The following is a 22,853-nucleotide window of genomic DNA, read 5'->3' as shown; positions in this document are numbered from 1 at the left end:
GCTACTGTAGATGCTGGAGGGACTCTTGTGAAAGTAGGTATTTTGCGAGGTCAGGCGCCACTCCTCCGGGAACGCGCCGCCTCTGCGAGGGCCGCAAGCACCTGTTCCGTCACGTCCCAGTCCATGCACGCGTCCGTGACGGACTGTCCGTAGACCAGGCGGTCGAGCATCTCCGGGTTCAGAGGCTGCGCCCCACCGACGAGGAAACTCTCGAGCATGACCCCCGCGATGGCCCCGGAGGATGGGCCCTCCGCAGAGAGCTGCGCACCGATCTCGAGCGCGACTTCGGCCTGCCGGTGGTGGTTCTTCCCGCAATTCGCATGGCTCGCGTCCACGATGAGGCGCGGATTGAGACCCTTGGCTGCCATCGTCGCCGAAGCAGCGGTGACGGAGGCGGCGTCGTAATTGGGGCCGCTCGCTCCGCCGCGCAGCACGAGGTGAGTGTCCGCGTTGCCGGACGTCGCGACGAGAGCCGCCCTGCCGTCGTCGTCAATGCCGAGGAAGGCTTGGTTTGCGGCCGCAGCCCCGCATGCATCAATGGCGATCTGGAGGCCGCCGTCGGTCCCGTTCTTGAACCCGACCGGCATTGAGAGGCCGGAGACGAGCTGGCGGTGGATCTGGCTCTCGGCGGTGCGCGCGCCGATAGCGCCCCACGCGATGGCGTCCGCCGTGTACTGCGGGGAGATCGGCTCGAGGAACTCCGTCGCCGTGGGCAGGCCCAGACCGAGGACGCCGAGGAGCACCTCGCGCGCGGAACGGAGGCCGGACGCGATGTCATGGGTGCCGTCGAGGTGGGGGTCGTTGATGAGGCCCTTCCAGCCGATCGTCGTGCGCGGCTTCTCGAAGTACGTGCGCATGACGACGAGGAGGTCCTCACGGTGTTCGCGGGCGACGGCGGCGAGCCGGCGGGCGTAGTCGAGCCCGGCGTCGGGGTCGTGGATCGAGCAAGGGCCGACGATGACGAGCAATCGGTCGTCGACGCCGTCGAGCACTGCCCTGACCTCGTCCCGTCCGCGGGCTACGACCGCTTCGGCGTCAGCCGAGAGGGGCAGTTCGGCGAGAAGCTCGCGGGGAGTGGGGAGCGCGGTGAACTCGGCAACTCGGTTGTTGCGCAGCGAAGGGTCGAGGGAGGGTGCGGGGGCCAGCGGATTCATGGGGTTCCTGTCTCTCTCCGACAGGCCCCGGAGCGTTCAGAGCCTGCCTGGAACGGCGAAGGGCAGGGACCGGAGTCCCTGCCCTGTCGGCTCTGAAGGTTGGTATGCGCGTATCTACGCTTGGCCCTCCAGAGCCAACGCAAAATACGCATACCAACGCTTGATCATGCGAGCACCTTACGGGATCCGCCGCCCGGCCGCCAACCCTGCGAAGGTGACGGCGCAACATTGCTGCACCCTGCGAACGTGACGGCGCAACATTTAGGCGAGAAGGAACGTTCAGGACAGGAGCTTCCGGAGCCACGCGAGCTGCCGGACCACGTGGTGCTCGCCCCCGCCCTCGTGGTTGTTGAAGGCGTACTCCTCGATCGCCTTCTCGACCGGCAGGTTCCCGCGCGAGGCCTCGCCGTAGCGGTTGTACGTCGCATAGACGGTGGACGGCGGGCACGTCGTGTCACGAAGAGCGACCGAGAAGTACGCCGGGACCTGCGCGAACCTCGCGAGGTTGACGACGTCGAAGTACGGCAGGGTCGTGAACGCGGCGTCGACGTGCTCGCGGTGGCGCTTGAGGTAGTGCTCGAGTTCGGGGTACGGGCCGGTGGTCGCGATGTCGAGGGCGCGGGGGTAGTCGGCCAGGAAGTTGACGTCCGGCAGGCAGGCGATGACGCCGTCGACCCTTCCCGCAGCGAGACCCGCCGCGGCGACGGCGAGCCCGCCGCCTTGCGAGACCCCCTGGACGACGACGCGGGACGCGTCCACCGCGGGATGCGCCTGGACCGCCTCGATGGCGCGGACGGCGTCGGTGAAGAGCCTGCGGTGGTAGTACGTGTTCCGGTCGAGGATCCCGCGCGTCATGAGGCCCGGGTACGCGGTCTCCCCGGCACTGGGATGCGGGTCCGGCGTCTCGCCGACCTGACCGCCGTAGCCCTGCCCGCGCGAGTCCATGATCAGCATCGCGTACCCCGCTTGGGCCCACAGTGTGTTCTGGTGGGCCAGACCCCGACCGCCGGAGTAGCCGAGGTAATGGACGACGGCGGGGAGCGGCTCCCGCTGCTGCCCCGGCTGTGCCGCGGGGAGATGGAGCCAGGCCTTGATCGGGTCGCCTCCGTACCCGGCGAACGTGACGTCGAAGGTCTCGATGAGCGGGAGGTAGGTTTCGACCCGTTCGAAGCGGACAGCCAGAGGGTGCTTGCGGGCCTCCGCGATGGTCCCGTCCCAGAAGGCTTCAAGGTCGTCGGGGAGCGGGCTGCTCCCCCGGTAGGAACGGAGCTCGTGCAGCGGCAGGTCGATGGCGGGCATGCCAAGAATCTTAGGGGCAGAAATCGGTTTCTCCTAGGCCTCACTTGCAGGGCAACCCGTTGCTACACTCGTCGCACCGGGGCGCTGTGGCCGCCTTTGGCCCGTAGACCAAGCGGACCTCCGGCGGACCAAACAGGAGGACTCCATGGCACGGATGAGCACCCGCCCGCCGCAGCGAGTGACAATCGCGCATGTCGCGCAGGAGGCGGGAGTCTCCCGCGCCACCGTCTCGCGTGTGATGAACGGCCTCGCGACTGTCGATCCCGAGATCGGGAAGCGAGTCCGGGAGGCAGCCGCGAAGCTCAACTACTCCCCCAGCACTGTGGCGCGCAGCCTCGCCATCGGGCGCACGCAGACGGTCGCGATCGTGGTCCCGGACCTCGCCAACCCCATGTTCCAGGAGACGCTTCGCGGACTGAGCCGGGCCGCGGCACGCGAGGGGTACAGGGTCCTCGTAGCGGACTCGATCGAGAACCCGGAGGAAGAGGTCATCCTCGCCCGCGAGGCACGGCGCCGCTGCGATGCGCTGGTCCTCGTCTCGCCCCGCATGGATGTGGCACACCTGGGCGAACTGCTGCCGGAGCTCGCCCCCGTCGTCCTCGTGAACCGATCGAGCCCGGTCCCCGGCGTTCCGAGCCTCGCCGTCGACTACGGCGCGGGGATCCGCAGCATCCTCGGCGAACTCGAGCGGCTCGGTCACAAGCGCGTCGCCTACCTTGCCGGGCCTGAGACGTCCCACGGCAACCAGGACCGCCTCGACGCCCTGCACAGCCTTCCCGCGGACGCTCCGGAGATCGTCGAGATCCCCTGCGGCGCGATGTTCGAGGACGGATACCAGGCACGCGAGAACGTTCTCGGCTCGGGCGCGACCGCGGCCGTCTGCTTCAACGACCTCGTCGCACTCGGCCTGCTCGGCGCCCTGCACGAGGCCGGGGTTTCCGTCCCCGAGCGGCTCTCCGTGACCGGGTTCGACGACATTCCGTTCGCCCGCTTCGCCTCGCCTGCCCTCACGACGGTGTCGGTCCCCCAGACCGAGCTGGGCGAGCAGGCCTGGGCTCGCCTCTGGGACCTCCTGAACGGGCGCGATCCCGAAGACGACGTCGTCGTCACGCCGCGCCTCGAGGCCCGCGCGAGCTCCGGGACGGCGTCGGCGACGGCCACTAGCGTCGCATGACGGCGAGCGGCACGTGGGCGAGCTGGCAGCAGGACCTCGCGACCGCCGTCGCCCGCTCGGCGCCCCTCTTCGAAGAGCAGCCCGAGATCCCCGCCGCCGTCCTGCGCGACCGTCTCCTGGCGGCCCTCGGGACCTCGCCCGCCCCCGAAAGCGCCGCCGTCACCGTCGATGGAACGTGGACGCGGGACGGCCTCGACGGCACCGACCTCAGCTGGGACTGCGGCTTTGGGCCGCGGACTCGCGCGTGGCTTCTGCGTCCGGCCGGCGAGACGGGAACGCTTCCCGGGGTGCTGGCCCTGTTCGAACACGGCGGCGTCAAGGTCGTCGGAAGGGAAAAGCTCACTGACGGGCCGGGCCAGCTCGACGCGGACCTCGCGGCGACCGTGCGCAGCTCCCGCAATGCCTGCTACGGAGGGCGCGCGTGGGCCGAGGACCTTGCCCGCCGGGGCGTCGCCGTCCTCATCCACGACGTCTTCGGCTTCGGCTCGCGCCGCCTCCCCGAGGACGACGGCGCCCCGCCTCGCCTCACCGAGGCGCAGGCCGCAAAGGCGGCGGGTGTGCTCGGCACATCGTGGGCGTCCCTGATTGCCGGCGAGGACCGGCTCGCGCTCTCGGCGCTGCGCTCGCTGCCAGCGGTCGACGGCGCCCGCCTCGCCGCCGTCGGAATGTCCGGCGGAGGCGCACGCGCCGGGCTGCTCCGCGTCCTCGAGCCCGGTCTGGCGGCGACCGTGGTCGTGACGATGATGAGCACGCTCGGCGCCATGGTCCCAAAGCATTTCGAGAACCACGCATGGACGTGGCTCAGCCCGCGACTCGGTGCTGCTGGCGACTGGCCCTCCGTGGTCGGCTCGTGGACTGAGCGCCCGCTCCTGGTCCAGTACGGCCTCGAGGACCACCTCTTCCCGCCATCAGGGATGGTGGGCGCCGATGCGCAGCTGCGGCGGCGCTTCGCAGCCCAGGGCCATCCGGAGAACTACACTGGCTCGCTCCTGCCGGTCGGACACGTCTTCACGCCCGAGATGCAGGACGCGGCGTGGAAATGGCTCGCGGACGTGCTCGGCTTCTGACGCGCCGTCCTCTCGCGCGCCTATTGACCCGGGAAAGCCCTTGCCCTACGGTGTGAGAAATCGGTTTCCCATGCAAGGAAGAGCCCTGTGACCAGCAACGTCCGCCTGTCCCCGGCAGAAGCACCGGGGGCCACCTCAGAGGAACACGCGGATGAACACGCGGAGAAGCGCCTCCGTGTCCTCGCGCTGCTCGACGCGGAAGGCTTCGACGCGGTGGCCCTCACGTCCCCAGCCGCTCTCGCGTGGTACCTCGAGGGCGCGCGAACCCACGTGAGTCTCGCTGCGCCGCCCATCGTGGCCGCCGTCGTCTCGCGCGGCGAGGACCGTGTCCACGTGACCTCGAACGAGGCGCACCGGCTCGTCGGCGAGGAACTGCCCGCGTGGGCGCACATCGTGGAGCACCCGTGGCACGCGAGCGTCGTCGCTGCAGCCGAGGCCGACGCGCGCGACGCCGGGGGTGGACCCGAATCGCGCCTCGAAGACGGACTCCGGGCCGCTCGGCAGGAGCTGCTGCCCCCCGAGGTGGGTCGCTTCCGGGAGCTGGGGCACGACGTCGCCCGCCTCCTCACGCAGACGCTCGCCAAGGCTTCCCCCGAGGACACGGAGCGGGCGCTGGCGGCGAGGCTCACCGCTGGGATCGTCGAGCTCGGTGCGGAGCCCGTCGTCGTCCTCGCCGGCGGGGAATCTCGGCGGATGGCACGGCACCCACTGCCCACGTCAGCCCCGCTGGGGAACCGAGCAATGGTGGTTGTATGTGCCCGCCGCCACGGGCTCATCCTGAATGCGTCCCGTTGGATCAGATTCGGTGAGCGTCCCGCCTCCGAGCTCGACGCCGACCTTCGAATCCTCCGCGTCGAGGCCGCGTACCTCGAGGCCTCGCGCCCGGGCAGCTCGCTCGCGAAGGCGTTCGCCTCCGGCATCGCCGCCTACGCCGAGAACGGCTTCTCCCCGGATGAGTGGACGCGCCACCATCAAGGCGGTGTAGCAGGGTACGCCGGGCGCGACCCGCGCTCCGCGCCAGGCATCGATCCAGCTCTTGGCACCGACGTTCGCCTCGGCACCAATGTGGCCTTCGCCTGGAATCCGACGGCGCTGGGCTGCAAGGTCGAGGACACGATCCTGAGCGGGGCCTCAGGTTTCGAGGTGCTCTCCCTCGACCCCGAGTGGCCCACCGTCGCGGTCGATGTCGCGGGGCAGCGCCTCGACCGGCCGGACGTTCTCGAGCTCTAGCCGGGGCGCCCCGCCGCCCTCCCCAGTTTCAGATCCAGCCTCCCCAGTTTCAGATCCAGCCTCCCCAGTTTCAGATCCAGCCTCCCCAGTTTCAGATCCGCCCTCCCCACTTTCAGATCCAGCCTCCCCAAGTCTTGGAGGCCGACGGCGGTGCTCGCCACAGCGTGGCCGGTGATTCCGTGGCCAGCACTCTCGTAGGAGACGAATCCGAGACAAAGTCGAGGCTGAACCTGGGGAGAGCGGCGGAAAAGTTGGGGAAGGCGGCAAAGAACCTGGGGAGGACGGCCGAGGAGTTGGGGAACTCGGAAGTCAAAGGTGGGGAGGACGGCCCAGATTCTGGGAAGCGGGCAGCCAAACCTGGGGAAGCGGTCAGGGCTCGGCGGTCATGGATTCTCCTGAACACGCGCGAAGGTGGAAAGGTCTGCGAAGTCCAGGCCGAGACCGGGCGCGCTCTCGACGCTCACCTGCGCACCCTTGCGGCGCACCGGCGACGGCGAGGAAAGGACGCCGAGCGTCTCGAACGCCGTGTCCTCGACCTCCTCGACCTCGACCGCCCCGGGCAGCGTCGCGACGAGCTGGGCCGAGAGGTCCGCGAGGAGGTGCGGCGCGAGTGCCACGGAACCGCTGCGCGCGAGCGCGGCGATCCGGCGGAACGGCGTGATCCCGCCGACGCGGACGATGTTGGGCTGGATGATGTCGCACGCGCCTGCTACAACGTACTCGCGGAACCGCTGGAGCGTGTGCAGGTTCTCGCCGACGGCGATCGGCACACGCGTGCTGCGGCGCAGTTGGGCGTGCCCGTCGAGGTCCTCGGCCCGCAGAGGTTCCTCGAGCCAGTGCAGGTCGAAGCGCTCGAGGGCGGCCGCCGCCCGCCGCGCCGTCGGCAGGTCCCAGCGCTGATTGGCGTCCGCCATGAGCCGTCGCCGCGGCCCGAGCAGCGCGCGCACCGCGGCGACCCGCTCGACGTCGTCCTCGAGCTCTGGCCGCCCGACCTTGATCTTCACGCCCCCGTAGCCGGCGTCGATCCAGCGGCGGACCTGGTCGAGCAGTTCATCGAGGGGGTAGTGCAGGTTGACTCCGCTTCCGTACGCCGGGAGGACCGAACGACGGCGGCCCAGCAGGTCCACGACCGACGTCCCCAGGCGCTTGGCGAGGAGGTCCCAGAGGGCGAGGTCGAGGCCGGCGAGGGCGATGGTCGTGAGCCCGCCGCCCCCGGCTTCGTGGAGCCGGACCCAGAGGGCGTCCCACACCGCTTCAGGATGGGTCGGCCCCCCGAGGGCAGCCTTGGCGATGTCCTCGTCGAGCAGGCTCTGCACGGCCCCGGCGCCGATGGTCGGCGTCCAGCTGAAACCCATTCCGCGGTTCCCCTCGGAGTCCTCGACGTCGACGACGACGAAGTGCACCTCGGGCACGTCCGCTCCCCATGGCCGCGCGAGGGCCGGGACAAGCAGGCGCGTGCGGAGCGAGGTGAGCACAGGCTCGGGCGAGGCGTTCACGAGCGGACCAAGGCGCCGTCGTCGTTCGCTGCGCCGGCAAGCTCGCGCCCGACGGCGAGGATCCGCTCGAGCTCCCTGAGGTGCTCCGGCCGCGGGTCCACGAGGGGCGCCCGGACGCCGCCGACCTCGAGCCCCCCGAGCCGCACACCGGCCTTGACGAGGGAGACCGCGTAGCCGGGGACGGCGTCGCGGAGGGCGACCAGCGGCCGGAAGAAGCCGTCGAGGAGCTCGCGGCGCCGCCCCTCGTCGCCGGCCTCGAGGGCCTGGTAGTACGCGTTCGCAACGGCGGGAGCCATGGCGAACGCCGCGGACGAGTACAGCGGCACGCCGATCGCCCGGTACGCCGCCTGGGTGAGCTCGGCGGTGAGGAGGCCGTTGAAGAACTGGAAGTCCGTGCGGCCCGTTGCCTCGACTGCGAGGACGACCTCCTGCGTCAGCGCGACGTCCCCGACGCCGTCCTTGAAGCCCACGACCTGGGGATCGGCGGCGAGGCGAGCGACGGCGTCGGGCGTGAACTTGGCGTTGGCCCGGTGGTAGACGACGAGTTCGAGGTCGGTTGCGTTGGCGATGGCCTCGACGTATCGGACGAGCCCGTCGAGGGGCGCGTTGACGAGATACGGCGGGAGGACCAGGAGTCCCTGGGCCCCGGCGTCCTCGGCTGCGCGGGCCGCTTCGAGCGCGTGGCCGAGTGGGCCGCCGGCGCCTCCGAGGACGGGGACAGCGGTGCCGGATTCCTCCACCGCCCCGACCGCGGCCCTGATGACGGTGCCGACCTCGGCGGCGGCCAGCGAGTGGTACTCCCCCGTTCCGCAGGCGGCGAAGACCCCGCCGGGGTGGTGCGGGAGCCGGGAGGCCACGTGCTCGTGCGCGAGGCCGGCATCGACCGTGCCGTCGTCGGCGAACGGGGTGACCGGGAAGAAGAGGATGCCGTCGAAGTGCATCGGTGCTCCTGTCGGAAGTTCTTCGGTGAGGGGGATTTCAGCTGAGGTGGACGGAGGTCGCGGCGAGCGGTTCGCCCTCCAGTTCCGTGCGCCAGGAGCGCTGGGGGCGCCAGCCGAGGAGGCGGAGCGCCTTCGCGCAGGTGAAGGCGGCCTGGGTTCCGGTGAGGGCGGCTGCCATCTGCTCGGTGCCGGGGAAGTACTGGGGCACGAGTTCGGAGAGCGGCCGGCGGGCCATGGCGTCGTCCGCGCCGACGAAGAACACCTCGCCGTTCGGGACCTCGCGTGCCGCCTCGAGCCATCGCTCGACGAACCCTGCGGCGTCGCGGGCGTCCACATAGTTGAAGAGCGAGACGGCCGCGAGCTCCGGCCGCGCGAGGCGTTCCGCGACAGTGTGGCCCTGTTGGGTCGGTGCGCCCCGCCACTCATCCGGGGAGATCACGAAGCAGGGCCGGAAGGCCCCGAACCGCACGGCGTCCCCCTGCTGCGCGACGAACATCCGCACCGTCGCCTCGAGGGTGGCCTTCGACAACGCGTACGCGTTCCACGGCGCGATGGGATGTTCCTCGTCGATCGGCAGATACCGGGGCGACCAGCCCTGCGGCGTCCCGTACCCGAGCACGGTGGGACTCGACGCGACGAGCACCCGGTCCGCACCGGCGTCGACCGCGGCGCTCAGCACCGAGTAGCAGAGCTGGACGTTCGTGCGGAGGATCAAGTCCTCGGGCGCGCTGAACGGCACCGCGATGGCGGCGAGATGGACGACGGCGTGCGGCCGGATCCCTGCGAGCGTCGCCTTCGTCGCCCCGACGTCGGCGAGGTCGAGCGTGTGCTGCTGCGCGGCGTCGTCCACGAGGGGCGACGCCGCGCGGTCGAGCGAGTGCACATCATGGCCCCGCGACGCGAGGTGGTTCACGACGCTCACGCCGAGCCTGCCGGCTCCCCCCGTGACGGCGATCCTCATGCCCGGGCCCCCGTTGTCGCCCGCTCGTGCTCAGGCGCCGCAGCGTCGAAGGCGAGCGGCGCGTCGTCGTCGAGCGGGACGCCGAAGTCGGCCAGCCGGACGGCCTGGCCGGTGCGGAGCGACTCATTCGCGCCGATCCCCACGAGCACGCTACGGATGCCGTCGATGTAGCCGGCCTGGCGGTGCAGGGGGTCATGGCCCGGGCCGACGAAGACGTCGGAGAGCAGCATCGCGTCCCCGCCGCCGTGCCCGCCCTCGCCCTCAGGAACAGGGATCTCGCGGGCGGGCTCCCAGTGGCGCTGGAGGAGGATCCTGGTCCCCTCGGGGCGGACCTGCCCGCCAGCGCCCTCGGCGTCAGACGCCACCGACGGGTCGAGAGTGTGCCTGTCCGGCGAGACGGAACTCCGCTCGACGACCTCGATCTCGACCCGCCCCTCGGTGCCGTTGATCGCCACGCGGTAGCCCTCCCACGGCGAGTGGGCCACCAGCGAGTACGCCATGGAAGCCCCGCCGCGGTAGCCGACGACCAGGCTCAGGTTGTCCTCGATGTCGATGCCCTCGGTGAAGACGTCGCGGTCGCGCTGATAGCCGTCGTCGGCCTCGCCCTCGAGGTACAGCCCTCGGAGCTTCTGGTCCGCGGCGAGGTCCAGGTTGAACGGGTCGTCCCGGTCGGGATTGTCGCGGCTCAGCTCGGGGCGCTCGCCGAGGCCGCGCTCAGCGGCGTTCTCGGCACCGTAGAAGCGGAGGCCGCCCTGGGCATAGACCGTCTCGGGGACGTCCCCGAGCCACCAGTTCACAAGGTCGAAGTGATGCGTGGACTTGTGGACGAGCAGGCCGCCGGAATTCGCCTTGTTGCGGTGCCAGCGGCGGAAATAGTCCGCGCCGTGCACCGTGTCGAGGCACCATTCGAAATGCACCGAAGTGACCTTTCCGATCCTGCCCGACTGGACGATGTCCTTGATGACCGAGTTGCGCGGTGAATAGCGGTAGTTGAACGTCACGACGAGATTGGCCCCGGACGCCTCTTTGGCGTTGCGGGCCGAGGCGACGATCTCCGCAATGCCCTGCACCGTCGTCGTCATCGGCTTCTCGCAGATGACGTCGACCCCGCGGTCCAGAGCCGCAGTGACGTAGCGGGCGTGCGTGAAGTCCGGTGTCGTCACGATGAGGGCGTCGGGGCGTTCGGCCTCGAACATCTCCTCCAGGCGGTCGGGACCGTAGTGGCGCGGCGCGGGCCAGTCAGGCCGGCGCTCGGCGATCCGCGCCCCGTGGTAGTCCATCCGGTGCCCGTTCGCGTCGACGAAGGCCACGAGCGAGCCGAGGTCCGAATGCGGCCCCATGAGGGCGTCCACGTACATCTCGGCCCGAGATCCGGTGCCAGCGAGGGCGTACTTCTTGCGGCGATTTTCAGTCGATGCCATGGGCCTGGGTCTCCTCGGTGAGCGGCGTCAATCAAGCGGAGTAACCGGTTTCTCACAACCGTACTCCACGCTCGAAGGCTTGCCAAGAGGTGCGGGAAAGCGCATGCCGAACGACGGTCCCCCGCCTCTTACGTCTCGGGTACAGATACGCGGGACCCCACGCAACCGGCGAGACCCTGATGCGTTGCCGGGGCTTTAGCGACGACTCGGGGTTACCGAGGGAGTAGGGACCGCTTGGAGGAAAGAACGGATAGGGAATATCTGTACCCGAGACATCGAAGGCTTGTGCGTCTGCGCGCTACGCCCCCACCGCCGCGTACTCGCGCAGCTCGACGCTCGCCGCGACCGCGGCGCGGAGCGCCTCGAGGCCACCCGAGAGGGCGCCCCCCGCACGCGCCTGGACGAGGACGTTGCCGAGGGCGGTCGCCTCGACGGGACCGGCGAGGACGGGCAGGCCCGTCGCCTCGGCCGTGAGGCGGCACAGGAGCTCGTTCTGCGATCCCCCGCCGACCACGTGCACCGCGCGCGGGCGGCGGCCCGAGAGGGCCTGGGCCTGCTCGAGGGTCCGTGCGTACGCGGCCGCGAGGCTGTCGAGTATGCAGCGGACGACGGCGGCCGGCTCGTCCGAGAGCGTGCCCCCGCGGCGTTCGACGGCGGCCGCGAGGCGAGCGGGCATGTTGCCGGGGGCGATGAACTCGTCGGAGTCGGCGTCGACCTGGGGTCCGCCAGCCGGTAGGGCGGCGGCGTCGGCGAGCAGCTGGGCGAGCGGGAGCTCCCGCCCCTCGGCCGCCCAGTGCCGTTGGCTCTCGCTCAGCAGCCACAGGCCCCCGACGTTGCGCAGGTACCGGATCGTGGCATCCACGCCGCGCTCGTTCGTGAAGTTCGCGGCGCGGCTCTCCTCGGAGAGCACGGGCGCATCGAGTTCCACCCCGACGAGCGACCACGTCCCCGACGAGATGTAGGCGACGTCCTCCCCCGCGGCGGCCGGGACGGCGGCGACTGCGGAGGCCGTGTCGTGGGAGCCGACTGCGATCAGCGGCGTTCCTGCCGGCAGCCCCGTGCGTTCGACGACGGCGGGCAGCAGCGTCCCGTACGCCTCGCCCGGTGCGATGAGCTCGGGGAAGAGGCCTGCGGGGAGTCCGAGCGCCTCGAGCAGCTCCGTGGACCACGTGCCGGTGCGGGCATCGAGGAGCCCGGTCGTGGACGCGTTCGTCTCCTCCGTCCGCCGTGCGCCGGTGAGCCAGAACGCGAGGAGGTCAGGGATCAGCAGCGCCTGCAGGCCCTCGAGCGTCGGCTCTGCGGCGAGCTGGTAGAGCGTCGTGAACGGCAGGAACTGCAGGCCGGTCACGGAGTACAGTCGCTCGGGCGAGACCTTCTCATGCACCACGGGAACCGTGCACTCGGTGCGGGAGTCGCGGTAGGCGTGGACCGGAAGCTTGAGCCGCCCGGCGGGATCGACGAGGCCGTAGTCCACGGCCCACGTGTCGATGCCGATGCTCTCGACCCGCAGCCCCCGGGAGGACGCAAGCTCGGCCACCTTCGCAAGGCCCATCTGGACCTCGGCGAAGATCCCGCACACATCCCAGCGCAGCACCTTCGCGCCTTCGCTGTTCACGCCGTCGTCGAGCACGCCGTTCGGGAAGCGGTGGACGATTTCGAGCGCAACCCGGGGCACGGCGTCGTCCGCTCCCCTGCCGGACGACACCGTGCCGAGGATGACGCGCCCCGAGGAGGCCCCGACGTCGACCGCGGCGAAGCAACGGCCGACGTCGGAGCGTGGCGTCAGAGGTCCGCTCACCGGAGGAAGGCGGCGGCGACGCCGGCGTCGACGGGGATGTGCAGGCCGGTGGTGTGGTCGAGCTCGTTGCTGGTCAGGACCGCGGCGGCGTTCGCGACGTGCTCGGGGAGGACCTCGCGCTTGAGCAGCGTGCGCTGGGCGTAGTACTTGCCGAGCTCCTCCTCCGGGACGCCGTAGACGGCGGCGCGCTTGGCGCCCCAGCCGCCGGCGAAGATCCCGGACCCGCGCACCACACCGTCGGGGTTGATGCCGTTGACTCGGATCCCGTACTCGCCGAGCTCGGCCGCGAGGAGGCGCACCTGGTGGGCCTGGTCGGCCTTGACCGCGGAGTAGGCGATGTTGTTCGGGCCCGCGAAGACGGAGTTCTTCGAGGAGATGTAGATGATGTCCCCGCCCATGCCCTGGGCGATCATCGCCTTCGCCGCCGCCTGGGAGACCAAGAAGGAGCCCTTGGCCATGACGTCGTGCTGGAGGTCCCAGTCCTTCTCGGACGTCTCCAGCAGCGGCTTGGAGATCGACAGGCCCGCGTTGTTCACCACGAGGTCGATCCCGCCGAAGGCCAGGACTGCGGCGTCGACCGCCGCGGCGACCTGGGCGGCGTCGGTCACATCCGCGCGCACCCCGACCGCGACGTCTTCCGTGCCGAGCTCGGCCGCAGTGGCCTGGGCCTTCTCGAGGTCCAGGTCCGCTATGACGACGCATGCGCCCTCCGCCGCGAGGCGCGTCGCGATGGCCTTGCCGATGCCCGACGCCGCCCCGGTCACCAAGGCGATGCGGGTCGCATGCGACTTGGGCTTGGGCATGCGGGCGAGCTTGGCCTCCTCGAGCGCCCAGTACTCGATCCGGAACTTCTCGCCCTCGCCGATCGGGGCGTAGGTCGAGATGGCCTCGGCGCCGCGCATGACGTTGATCGCGTTGAGGTAGAACTCCCCCGCGACCCGCGCCGTCTGCTTGTCCTTGCCGTACGAGAACATCCCGACGCCGGGGACCAGCACGATCGCCGGGTCCGCGCCGCGCATCGCCGGCGAGTCAGGCTCGGCATGGCGCTCGTAGTACGCCGCGTAGTCCTCCCGGTAGGCCTCGTGGAGCTCCCTGAGCCTGGCGATGCTCTCCTCGAGCCCGGCGTCCGCGGGCAGGTCCAGGACCAGCGGCTTGACCTTCGTGCGCAGGAAGTGGTCGGGGCACGACGTGCCGAGCGCGGCCAGGCGCGGGTGCTCCGCCGAGGCCAGGAACTCCAGGACCCGGGCGTCGTCGGTGAAGTGCCCCACCTGCGGGCGGTCCATCGAGGCCAGGCCGCGGATCACCGGCGCCAGGGCCGCGGCCTTGGCGCGGCGCTCCGCCTCCGGGAGGGCTCCGTAGCCGGGAAGGGCCGGGCCGAACGGCTCGGGGCGGCCGTTCTCGGCGATGTACTTCTCCGCCTCGGCGATGATCCACAGCGAGTTGGCCTCGGCCTCCTCGCTCGTCGCGCCCCAGGCGGTGATCCCGTGTCCGCCGAGGATCGTGCCGATCGCCTCGGGGTGCGCTTCCTTGATCGCGGCGATGTCCAGGCCGAGCTGGAAGCCCGGGCGGCGCCACGGCACCCACACGACCCGGCCGCCGAAGACCTTCTCGGTCAGCGCCTCGCCGTCGGCCGCCGTCGCGATCGCGATCCCCGAGTCCGGGTGGAGATGGTCCACGTGCGCGGCGTCGACGAGGGCATGCATCGCCGTGTCGATCGACGGCGCGGCGCCGCCCTTGCCGTGCAGGCAGTAGTCGAACGCGGCGACCATCTCGTCCTCGCGCTCCACCCCCGGGTACACGCCCTTGAGCGCGCGCAGCCGGTCCAGGCGCAGGATCGCCAGGTTCTTCTCGGTCAGGGTCCCGAGGTCGCCCCCGGAGCCCTTGACCCACAGGAGCTCGACCGGCTCCCCCGTCACGGGATCGGTCTCGGTGCCCTTGGCGGAGGTGTTCCCGCCGGCGTAGTTCGTGTTGCGCTTGTCCGCGCCCAGCCGGTTCGAGCGGGCGATCAGATCGGCGACGGCCGGGTTCTGGGTCTGGTTCATGGTGTCCTCTGTGTAAGTCCTGGGGTTGGGCAAGTGGGCAGCAGGTGGGGGTGGACGACGACGGCGAGCCCCGCCGTCGTCCGCGCCCCTTGGGCCGTGGGTTGGGAGGGTTACGCGCCCCAGCCGGCCTGCGTGCCGCCGACGCGGGTGTCGTTGATGAGCTTCTGGTAGCCGGAGGCGGCGTAGGCGGCCATGGGGTCCGCGGGCAGGCCGCGCTCCTGGCGCCATGCGGCGAGGGCAGGGCGGACGTCCGTGTAGAACGCATCCATGAAGACCGCGTTCGCGGCGAGGACGTCGTGGTTCCGCTGGGCCTCGTCGAGCGCCGCACGGTCGAGCAGGAGCGCCCGCAGCGTCATCTCCTGGACGTTGAGCACCGAGCGGATCTGGCCGGGGATCTTCTCTTCGAGGTTGTGGCACTGGTCGAGCATGAGGGCCACGCCGGAACCGGGCTCGAGGCCGCCGCCGCGGACCACCTCGACCATGATGCGGAACAGCTGGAACGGGTCTGCGGCGCCGACGATGAGGTCGTCGTCCGCGTAGAAGCGCGAGTTGAAGTCGAATGAGCCGAGCTTCCCGAGCCGCAGCAGCTGCGCCACGATGAACTCGATGTTCGTGCCCGGGGCATGGTGGCCCGTGTCGAGGCACACGAACGCCTTCTCGCCCAGAGCCAGCGTCTGCGCGTAGGACGTGCCCCAGTCCGGGACGTCAGTGTGGTAGAAAGCCGGCTCGAAGAACTTGTACTCCAGCACGAGGCGCTGCTCGTCGCCGAGGCGCGCGTAGATCTCGGCGAGGGACTCGGCGAGGCGGTCCTGACGGGCGCGGATGTCGTCCTGGCCCGGGTAGTTCGTGCCGTCGGCGAGCCAGATCTTCAGGTCCCGAGAGCCCGTGGCGTCCATGATGTCGATGCACTCGAGGTGGTGCTCGACCGCCCGCCGACGCACGGCCTCCTCGGAATGCGTGAGCGAGCCGAACTTGTAGATGTCGTCCTGGAACGTGTTCGAGTTGATCGTCCCGAGCTTCACGCCCAGACCCTCGGCGTACTCGCGCAGCGCCGCGTAGTCCTCGACCTTGTCCCACGGGATGTGCAGCGCCACCGTCGGGGCCAGGCCGGTCAGCTCATTGACCTTCGCCGCGTCCTGCAGCTTCTCCTGCACGGTGCGCGGGGTGCCCGGCGTGCCGAACACCTTGAAGCGCGTACCCGAGTTGCCATAAGCCCACGACGGAACCTCGATGGCGAGGCTGCCAAGCGCCTCCGGGATCTGGACACTGCTCATGCTTGGTCTCCTGTGGTCTGTGACATCTGTGTGGTCTGTGACGTCTGTTCTGGGTTTTGTGCTGCTCGGGCGGCGGCAAGCTGCCCTTCAAGGTTGAAGATCTCCTCGAGCGGAACGAAGGATTCATCCGGCGGCGCCTCGAGGCCGTCGAAGAGATCAGCCATCTCGGCCTGCCAGCGCGCGTTGACCTCGTACGCCGCCATCCGCTCTGCCGCGGCTTGAAGGCTGTCGGTCTCGACGTAACCGATCAGCAGACCGTCAGGGCTGAGGAAGAGGGAGTAGTTGTGCCACCCCGCGCTGCGGAGGGCTTCCAGCATCTCCGGCCAGACGGCCGCGTGACGCCGCTTGTACTCCTCGATGCGATCGGGATGGATCTGCTGTCGAAAGCAGATCCGCCGCCGCGCTGCGGCCTCGCTCATCCGTGCTCCTGGGGTTCGACGGCGACCTTGTCGTCGCATTCCTGAATCGATTCAAAACCTGTCTTTATCAGACTAGAGCCAGGATGTGGCGGGGTCAACAGGCTCATGGCTCGACTTTCATTCATGAGCCTGCCCGGAGCCCCTCGGCCGGTCGGGGGCAGCACCGGTCAAGCGGCTCAGGAACGGTCAAGGTCTGCCCCCTAGACTGACCCGCAATAAGCCGACGGAAAGCGAACCTGCCACCTTGAGAACGAAGCCTGCCCTCCTGATCGCGATTTCGGCACTAGCCCTGGGGCTTTCGGGCTGCTCAGCGGCACCCGGAACGGCCCCGGCGTCGTCGGCGTCATCAGCTTCATCCGCGTCGGCGTCGGACGGACAAACAGCTTCCCAAACGACTTCCGCAGCCTCTGCAGGATGGCAACTGACGCCGGCCAACGGCGCCGCCAATATCAAAGCGGCGGGCCTCTCCGTACTCCTCGCGGAAGGCAGCGCCGAGCACTATCACGCTCATCTGGACGTGTTTGCGGACGGAAAGGCGATCACTGTGCCGGCCGAGGTCGGCTTCAGCTTCGGCACAGACGGCCAGCCCAACGGCATCTCGGCGCTGCACACCCACGACGAGTCCGGAATCGTCCACATCGAGGCCCCGACCGCCGGATTGACCTACACGCTCGGCCAGTTCCTGACCGAGTGGGGCGTCCTCGATGGGACGAGCACGACGCCGGGCGGCGCCCACTCGAGTGCCGCCGATTGGCAGGTCTACGTGAACGGGAGCAAGCAGGCCGGGAGTCCCAAGGACGTCGTCCTGAAGCCGCATGAGGAGATCGCCTTGGTCCACGGCGCCCCGCCGGCCACGATTCCCGCCTCGTACAGCTTCCCCGCGGGGTACTGATACAGGTACCGCTCCAAGAGCTCGCGCCGGCTCCCGCTGGCTCCCGCCTAGGTTCGGCCCCAGACACGTGGCGCCCTTCCCCGCATAACCGCGCCGCACCCGCCGCGGTTATCCGGGCGAGGGTGCCAAGTGCGGGCCAGGGCGCCACGTGCGGGCCAGGGCGCCACGTGCGGGCGAGGGCGCCACGTGGGGGCTAGGGCGCTCCGTGCGGCCAGGGCGCCAACTGAGGGGATCGGGGCCACGTCCCGGCAAGCGCCGCCACGGTGCGCGCCCCCGGGACCGCGGGCTCTGGACGGGGCCGCAATCCCCGTGCCAGACTGTGGGAAAACGCTTTCCCCCCCGACACGGGCCACGGCGCAAAGGAGCTCCATGAGCATCCCCGCACATTCCACCGAATTCCCCGCTTCCGCTCCGAGCGCCGAAACCGGGCGCGATCCGGAAACGCGCCTGCCGCGTATCGCGCTTGTCGGCGTGCACGGCTTCGGGCTCGTGCACCTCCGCAATCTGAAGCGCCTCCTCGAGTCGGGCGCCGTCGCCCTCGATGCGGTCGCCGACCCCTTCCCTCCCGAGCCAGGGACCGTACCGGAAGGCACGCCGTCGTACGCGGATCTGGAGGCGCTCCTTGCGGAGCGCCCCGCGCCGGACGTGGCCATCATCGCCACGCCCCTCCAGACCCATGGCCCGCTCGGGGCCGCCGCGCTCGACGCCGGGGCTCAACTGTATCTCGAGAAGCCCCCCGTGCCGTCGCTCGCCGCCTACCGCCAACTGCTCGAGCACGCAAAAGACCGCGGTGCGGCTGTCCAAGTGGGCTTCCAGAGCCTCGGCTCGCACGCGCTCCCGGCGATTGAAGCACTGCTGAATTCAGGAGAGATCGGCGAACTGCGTGCCGTCGGGGCGTTCGGCACCTGGACTCGCGACCTCGCCTACTATGCCCGCTCGCCCTGGGCGGGCAAGCGCAGCCTCAACGGGGTCGAGGTCGTGGACGGCGTCGTGACGAACCCCCTCGCCCACGCCGTCGCAACGGCGCTGCGGATCGCGGGGGCCAGGAGGGAGCGGGATGTCGCGAGCGTCGACGTCGACCTCTATCACGCCCACCGGATCGAGGCGGACGATACGTCGACCGTCAGGATCGTCACGGCGGAGGGGCTCCGGATCATGTGCGCCCTCACACTCTGCGCTGCCGAGTCCGCGGAACCGTGGGTCACGGTCTACGGCACGGAAGGCGAAGCGGACTTCTACTACACCGAAGACCGGCTGGTTGTCCGAACGTCCGAGGGCGAACGCGAGGAGCAGTTCGGGCGGACCGATCTGACCGAGAATCTCCTCGAGCATCTGGCCTCGGGCACTCCCCTCCTGAGCTCCCTCGCCGACGCGGGAGCGTTCATGCGCGTTCTCGAAGCGGTCCGGACGGCCCCGGCGCCCCTGCAGATCGCCGACGAGTTCGTCGAGTGGGTAGGCGAAGGCCAGGCGGCGCGCCCGATCGTGCGGGGAATCGAGGAGGACCTCGCTCGGGCGGTCCGAGCACAGGCCACCTTTGCCGAACTCGGCCTACCGTGGGCGGCCGGCCAGCCAGAGGCCGGCCAGCCAGAGGCCGGCCAGCATCTGGCCGGGCAACAGCCGGCCGCTCGCCTCTCCCTTCCAGACGGCCGCCAAGTGGCCGAGCTGCGCGATGGCCGCAGCGTCGCTCCGAGCCTCTCGCCGCGCCCCTACCTGCATCCTGTCCGCACCCTCGGCGGAGTCACGGTGAGTGAGCACTTCCCCCTCGACCACCCGTGGCACCTCGGGCTCGGCGTCGCACTCCAGGACGTCTCCGGGACCAACCTGTGGGGCGGCCGTACCTACACTCGCGAGGCCGGTCGATATGTATGGCGGCGGGATCACGGGCGGATTGCCGTGGAGTCCGTCGAGAGCGCTCCGGGTTCGCTACGGCTTTCCCTTCGGTGGGAGGCGCACGACGGCGCGACCCTCCTTCGCGAGGACAGGCTCGCTCGCGCCGTGCCGGCGGGCGACGGGGCGTGGCAGCTCGAGCTCAAGAGCCGCCTCGAGGCCGCCGGTCCCGTGAGCCTCGGTGGTCCGGGGTCCAACGGCAATGCGGGTGGAGGGTACGGCGGATTCTTCCTGCGGCTCGCCCCATGCTCAGAATCGATCGTCCTGACGCCCGATAGTGAAGGCGAGGAGGCGGTCCACGGCCGCCCGGCTCCTTGGCTGGCCTGGAGCGCGACGTTTGGCGAAGGCGACGCCGGAATCGTGCTCGCCGCGCCACCCGAGGCACCGGAGGATCCGTGGTTCGTGAGGATGGCCGGCTACCCGGGGATCGGCTCGGCGCTCGCTTGGGAGCGAGCTGTCGAGTTGGAGGACGGCGAGCCGCTCGAGCGGACGTTCCGGATGTGGTTCGTCGACGGCCGGGTCGATGCCTCCCGTGCCGCGGCGCTCGTCGCTGACGGAGGTGCCGCCTGATGCCGGGCGAGGTCGCGCTGAAGCCCGTCCGGCTGCGCGTCGAGGGCGTCGAGCGGTGCCTGACGTCCGGTCCGAGCCCGAGGCTCTCCTGGCAGGCAGAACAGGTTTCCCCCTCGTATGCGGTTGATCCCGTCGCGCCAGCAGCCGTCGAGCCTGAGGTGCGCTCTGCAGACGGCCGCCTCCTCTGGGCGCCGGGCCCCCTCCCCCTGCCGCCCCACGCCACGACCCGGGTCACCGTTCCGGCCAGCGCCGCCCTTCCGCCCGCAGCCGAATGCCGCTGGCGGGTGCGCCTCCAGACGGGCGACGGCGTCTGGGGGCCTTGGAGCGAAGAGCACGCGTTCGGGACGGGGCTTCGAGACGAGGACTGGTCGGCCCAGTGGATCGGGCGCCGTCCGGGCGGACGAGCGCCGTTGCGGTTGGCCGAGGACTCCCTGCGCTGGCACGGCACGCCCTTCCTCCCCATCCCGGCAGAGGCTAGCCCCGAGTTCGTGATCGAGGCCGAGCTCCGTCCAGTTCTCGGCGCCGCTGGCATTGCCTTCCACTCCGATGGCCCCGGAACCGGCCTGCTTCTGGAGGTTGCCGGGGATGGCCACGTCGCGCTCCGGCCGCTTCCCGCGTGGGAGCAACCGGCGCAGCCCACCGAGTGGGCGACGGCGCCGCTCGCCGAGGCCTACGCGCCTCCTTCCGCTACGGCTACGCCGACCGCTGCAGCATCTGCCCGGCCCGGTGACGGACCATGGCGCCGCCTCCGGCTCGAGGCCCGCCTCGGCCGGCTCGCCGTCGCGATCGACGGGCACCACGTCCTCGGGGCACCGCTGCCGGCCGCGACCGGGCCTCTCCTTGCCCTCCACGCCGCACCGCGCGCCGAGGGCGCCCTGCGTTCCCTCACAGTCTCGGATCCGGGTGGCGTCACCCGTTTCCGCTACGAGCCGGCGCAGGGCCTCCCCGGATGGCCCGCCGAGACGCCGTTCCGGCAGCCTGACGAGTGGACGCTGCTGCGCACCGAGATCGAGCTCGAGGGACGCGTGCAGCGGGCCGTCCTCTACGCCGCCGCGCGCCATCAGGCCTGGGTGTCCGTCGGCGGGAGCGAGGTCCTTGCCCTCTCATCATTCGGATACGCGGGCGAGGACTACTACGACGCGGCGGATGTCACCGAGGCCTTGATCGGCGCGGGCCCGAACCCAGCGATCGCCGTCCTTTCGCACTGGTACGGTCCAGGCCAGGGCAGGGCGGCGACCGAGCCCGGCGTCATCGCCGAGCTGCGGGTCGAGTACGACGACGGCCGCCACGTCGCGTACGGGACGGCACCCGGGTGGCGGGTCGCCGAAGCCCCCTACGCGCAGGCCGGCTATCGCAACGACGAGGGCGACCCCATCGAACACCGGCTCGCCGAACCCCCTCTGGGCTGGGACGAGCCGGGCTTCGACGACGCCGCATGGTCGCCCGCCCTCGTCCTCGGGCCCTACCCGTCGGAGGACTTCCCGGCGGCGCTCCACCCCCGCCGCGCCCACGTCGTCGAGCAGCGCGACGAGCCTGTGCGCTGGCTCGAGGCACGCGACGGGACCCCTGTGGCCGACTTCGGCACCGTCCGAGCACGCCAGCCGCGCGTCGTCTTCGACGCAAGCGGGAGTGCCCGGAAAACACGCCTCCGGGCAGGGTACGGGCTAAGGGAGGACGGGCGCGTCGACGATTCCAAGAACGCGAGCCAGAACACGGACATGTCCTTCCTGACGGGGCCGATTCAAGAGGCGCCCGCTGAAGAGGCGCCGACTGTCAGAGGGCCTGTGTCCTTCGACGCGCGCGTGCACCTCGGCTTCCGGTTCCTGGAGTTCGAAGGGGCGAGTCCCGCCCGGGTGGACGCCGCCGTCGTCCACGCCGCGCACCCGGCGGCCGCCGTCGTCGACTGTTCGGAACCCGAGCTGACCCGTGTCCTCCGGCTCCTTCAGGACTCGGCCCTCCATGGGGTCCAGGAGCGCTTCGTCGACACGCCGACGCGCGAGAAGGGGCAGTTCCTCGCGGACGCCGCGAACATCTCCTACGCGACGATGGCCGCCTTCGGCGAGCGCGAGTTCACCCGCCAGGCCCTCCGCGAGTTCATGTGGTCGGGACGCCGCTACTGGGGCTCTGCGGCAGAGCGTGGCCGAGTCAACGCCGTCTACCCCAACGGCGACGGCAAACGGGACATCCCGGACTTCAGCCTCATGCTGCCCGAGTGGGTCGAGGCCTACTGGCTCCGCACGGGCGACGACGCGTTCGTCGCCGAACTCCTGCCCCAGCTCGAGGAGACGTGCGGCTATGCCCTGCGCTCCGTCGCCGAGGACGGACCCTGCGCGGGCCTCGTGAGGGACCTCGAGGGCGGTTCCGGCCCGTATCTGCATGGAATCGTGGACTGGCCGGCCCCGAATCGCTTCGGCTACGACATGTCCACCGCTGCCCGGACCACCGTCAACGCCCAAGCATTCTCTGCGCTCGCCGCCACAGGCCGCCTCTGCGGCGTCGTCGGCCTCGAGCGGAAAGAAGCGGCTCTCGCGGAACGCGCCGAACTCCTCGCCGACGCGATGGACCGGCTCCTCCGGGTCGATGGCGTGTTCGTGGACGGCCTACGGCCCGACGGATCCTCGAGCCCGCACGCGTCGCAGCACGCGACCGTCTTCCCGCTCGCGGTCGGCGCGACCCGTCCGGAGCACATCGCGAGCGATGCCGAACGCGCCGCCTCGCTCGGGCTCCGCATGGGCCCCATGACCTGGCACCGACTGCTCTCGGCTCTCGTCGAGGCCGGCCGTGTCGAAGACGCTCTCGGCACCGTGCTCGACGACCCGTCCCGCGGCCCCCTGGCGTGGCTCGCGAAGGGGGCGACGTTCGCGTGGGAATCGTGGGAGCTCGCGGAAGGATCGGACCACAGCCAGTCTCACGCGTGGGCCGCGGCCGCGTGGCCCGTGCTCGTGGAGGGCATCGTTGGCCTGCGCCGGGTCGCTCCGGGCAGGTTCGAGATCCGCCCGCCCGAGTGCCGCCTCGACTGGGTAAGAGCCGAGCTGCCGCTCGACGAGGGGACGCTCAGGATCTTCTGGCACCGGGCCAAGGACGGGGACGACGACGCCGCCCTCACCCTCGAGTGCGACCTTCCCCCAGGCACCGGACTCGCCTCGCCCGTCTCCGCCCAACCCTCGATTTGACCGCAGGAACAACCGTTACGAGAGCACTGAATCAGGATCACGCGAAACCTTTCAG

17 protein-coding genes are annotated in these 22,853 nt (G+C 70.6%); 6 read left to right on the top strand and 11 right to left on the bottom strand.

The genetic code is table 11. The features are described from left to right. Nucleotides 1-50: 50 nt before the first annotated feature. Together L0M17_RS03680 and L0M17_RS03675 are read right to left on the bottom strand one after the other, a co-directional pair. Nucleotides 51-1,154, bottom strand: coding sequence for a 3-deoxy-7-phosphoheptulonate synthase (locus L0M17_RS03680; protein WP_241051332.1), 1,104 nt, complete (start codon nt 1,152-1,154; stop codon nt 51-53). A 279-nt stretch (nt 1,155-1,433) separates the two neighbouring features. Further along, on the bottom strand, nt 1,434-2,453 hold the full coding sequence (locus L0M17_RS03675) for an acetylxylan esterase (protein WP_241051330.1): 1,020 nt from the start codon (nt 2,451-2,453) through the stop codon (nt 1,434-1,436). Between the two features lie 145 nt (nt 2,454-2,598). Here L0M17_RS03675 and L0M17_RS03670 point away from each other — a divergent pair, with 145 nt between their 5' ends. From L0M17_RS03670 to L0M17_RS03660, 3 genes are all read left to right on the top strand, one after another. Next, entirely contained in the window at nt 2,599-3,627 is a 1,029-nt protein-coding gene (locus tag L0M17_RS03670; protein ID WP_241051328.1) for a LacI family DNA-binding transcriptional regulator, read from the top strand. Next, nucleotides 3,624-4,694: a dienelactone hydrolase family protein gene (locus L0M17_RS03665; RefSeq protein WP_241051327.1), complete on the top strand. Its 1,071-nt coding sequence runs from the start codon at nt 3,624-3,626 to the stop codon at nt 4,692-4,694. The genes L0M17_RS03670 and L0M17_RS03665 overlap by 4 nt, the downstream gene beginning before the upstream one ends. Before the next feature lie 87 nt (nt 4,695-4,781). Further along, entirely contained in the window at nt 4,782-5,924 is a 1,143-nt protein-coding gene (locus L0M17_RS03660) for a M24 family metallopeptidase (RefSeq protein ID WP_241051325.1), read from the top strand. Here L0M17_RS03660 and L0M17_RS03655 read toward each other — a convergent pair. From L0M17_RS03655 to L0M17_RS03615, 9 genes are all read right to left on the bottom strand, one after another. After that, complete coding sequence (locus L0M17_RS03655; protein ID WP_241051323.1) at nt 5,921-6,085, bottom strand: hypothetical protein; 165 nt, start codon at nt 6,083-6,085, stop codon at nt 5,921-5,923. The two genes, L0M17_RS03660 and L0M17_RS03655, sit on opposite strands and share 4 nt — an antisense overlap. 222 nt (nt 6,086-6,307) lie before the next feature. Continuing rightward, entirely contained in the window at nt 6,308-7,420 is a 1,113-nt protein-coding gene (locus L0M17_RS03650) for a mandelate racemase/muconate lactonizing enzyme family protein (protein WP_241051321.1), read from the bottom strand. Then, a complete protein-coding gene (locus tag L0M17_RS03645; RefSeq protein ID WP_241051319.1) occupies nt 7,417-8,361 on the bottom strand; it encodes a 5-dehydro-4-deoxyglucarate dehydratase in 945 nt (314 codons plus the stop codon). The genes L0M17_RS03650 and L0M17_RS03645 overlap by 4 nt, the downstream gene beginning before the upstream one ends. 37 nt (nt 8,362-8,398) lie before the next feature. After that, nucleotides 8,399-9,322 carry an NAD-dependent epimerase/dehydratase family protein gene (locus L0M17_RS03640; protein WP_241051317.1) on the bottom strand — a complete coding sequence of 308 codons (924 nt, stop codon included), beginning with the start codon at nt 9,320-9,322 and terminating at the stop codon, nt 8,399-8,401. Further along, nucleotides 9,319-10,743: a Gfo/Idh/MocA family protein gene (locus L0M17_RS03635; protein ID WP_241051315.1), complete on the bottom strand. Its 1,425-nt coding sequence runs from the start codon at nt 10,741-10,743 to the stop codon at nt 9,319-9,321. The genes L0M17_RS03640 and L0M17_RS03635 overlap by 4 nt, the downstream gene beginning before the upstream one ends. Nucleotides 10,744-11,041: 298 nt before the next feature. Further along, a complete protein-coding gene (locus tag L0M17_RS03630; RefSeq protein ID WP_241051313.1) occupies nt 11,042-12,541 on the bottom strand; it encodes a rhamnulokinase in 1,500 nt (499 codons plus the stop codon). Beyond that, the gene (locus tag L0M17_RS03625) at nt 12,538-14,583 is read right to left on the bottom strand and encodes a bifunctional aldolase/short-chain dehydrogenase (RefSeq protein ID WP_241051311.1); all 2,046 of its coding nucleotides are present in this window, start codon (nt 14,581-14,583) and stop codon (nt 12,538-12,540) included. The genes L0M17_RS03630 and L0M17_RS03625 overlap by 4 nt, the downstream gene beginning before the upstream one ends. 110 nt (nt 14,584-14,693) lie before the next feature. Further along, entirely contained in the window at nt 14,694-15,857 is a 1,164-nt protein-coding gene (rhaI, locus tag L0M17_RS03620; protein ID WP_241051309.1) for an L-rhamnose isomerase, read from the bottom strand. Beyond that, entirely contained in the window at nt 15,854-16,276 is a 423-nt protein-coding gene (locus L0M17_RS03615) for an L-rhamnose mutarotase (RefSeq protein WP_241051307.1), read from the bottom strand. The genes rhaI and L0M17_RS03615 overlap by 4 nt, the downstream gene beginning before the upstream one ends. Nucleotides 16,277-16,793: 517 nt before the next feature. Here L0M17_RS03615 and L0M17_RS03610 point away from each other — a divergent pair. From L0M17_RS03610 to L0M17_RS03600, 3 genes are all read left to right on the top strand, one after another. Next, nucleotides 16,794-17,168, top strand: a complete 375-nt coding sequence (locus tag L0M17_RS03610) for a hypothetical protein (protein ID WP_241051305.1) — start codon at nt 16,794-16,796, stop codon at nt 17,166-17,168. A 369-nt stretch (nt 17,169-17,537) separates the two neighbouring features. Then, nucleotides 17,538-19,625 carry a DUF6807 family protein gene (locus tag L0M17_RS03605; RefSeq protein ID WP_241051303.1) on the top strand — a complete coding sequence of 696 codons (2,088 nt, stop codon included), beginning with the start codon at nt 17,538-17,540 and terminating at the stop codon, nt 19,623-19,625. Further along, nucleotides 19,625-22,798, top strand: coding sequence for an alpha-L-rhamnosidase-related protein (locus L0M17_RS03600; protein WP_241051301.1), 3,174 nt, complete (start codon nt 19,625-19,627; stop codon nt 22,796-22,798). The genes L0M17_RS03605 and L0M17_RS03600 overlap by 1 nt, the downstream gene beginning before the upstream one ends. Nucleotides 22,799-22,853: the final 55 nt, after the last annotated feature.

Origin of the sequence: Sinomonas terrae (genome assembly GCF_022539255.1) — a bacterium.
In the GTDB taxonomy this organism is placed as follows: domain Bacteria; phylum Actinomycetota; class Actinomycetes; order Actinomycetales; family Micrococcaceae; genus Sinomonas; species Sinomonas terrae.
The sequence above is the reverse complement of the archived record's forward strand: the minus strand, read 5'-3'. Positions and strand labels throughout refer to the sequence as shown.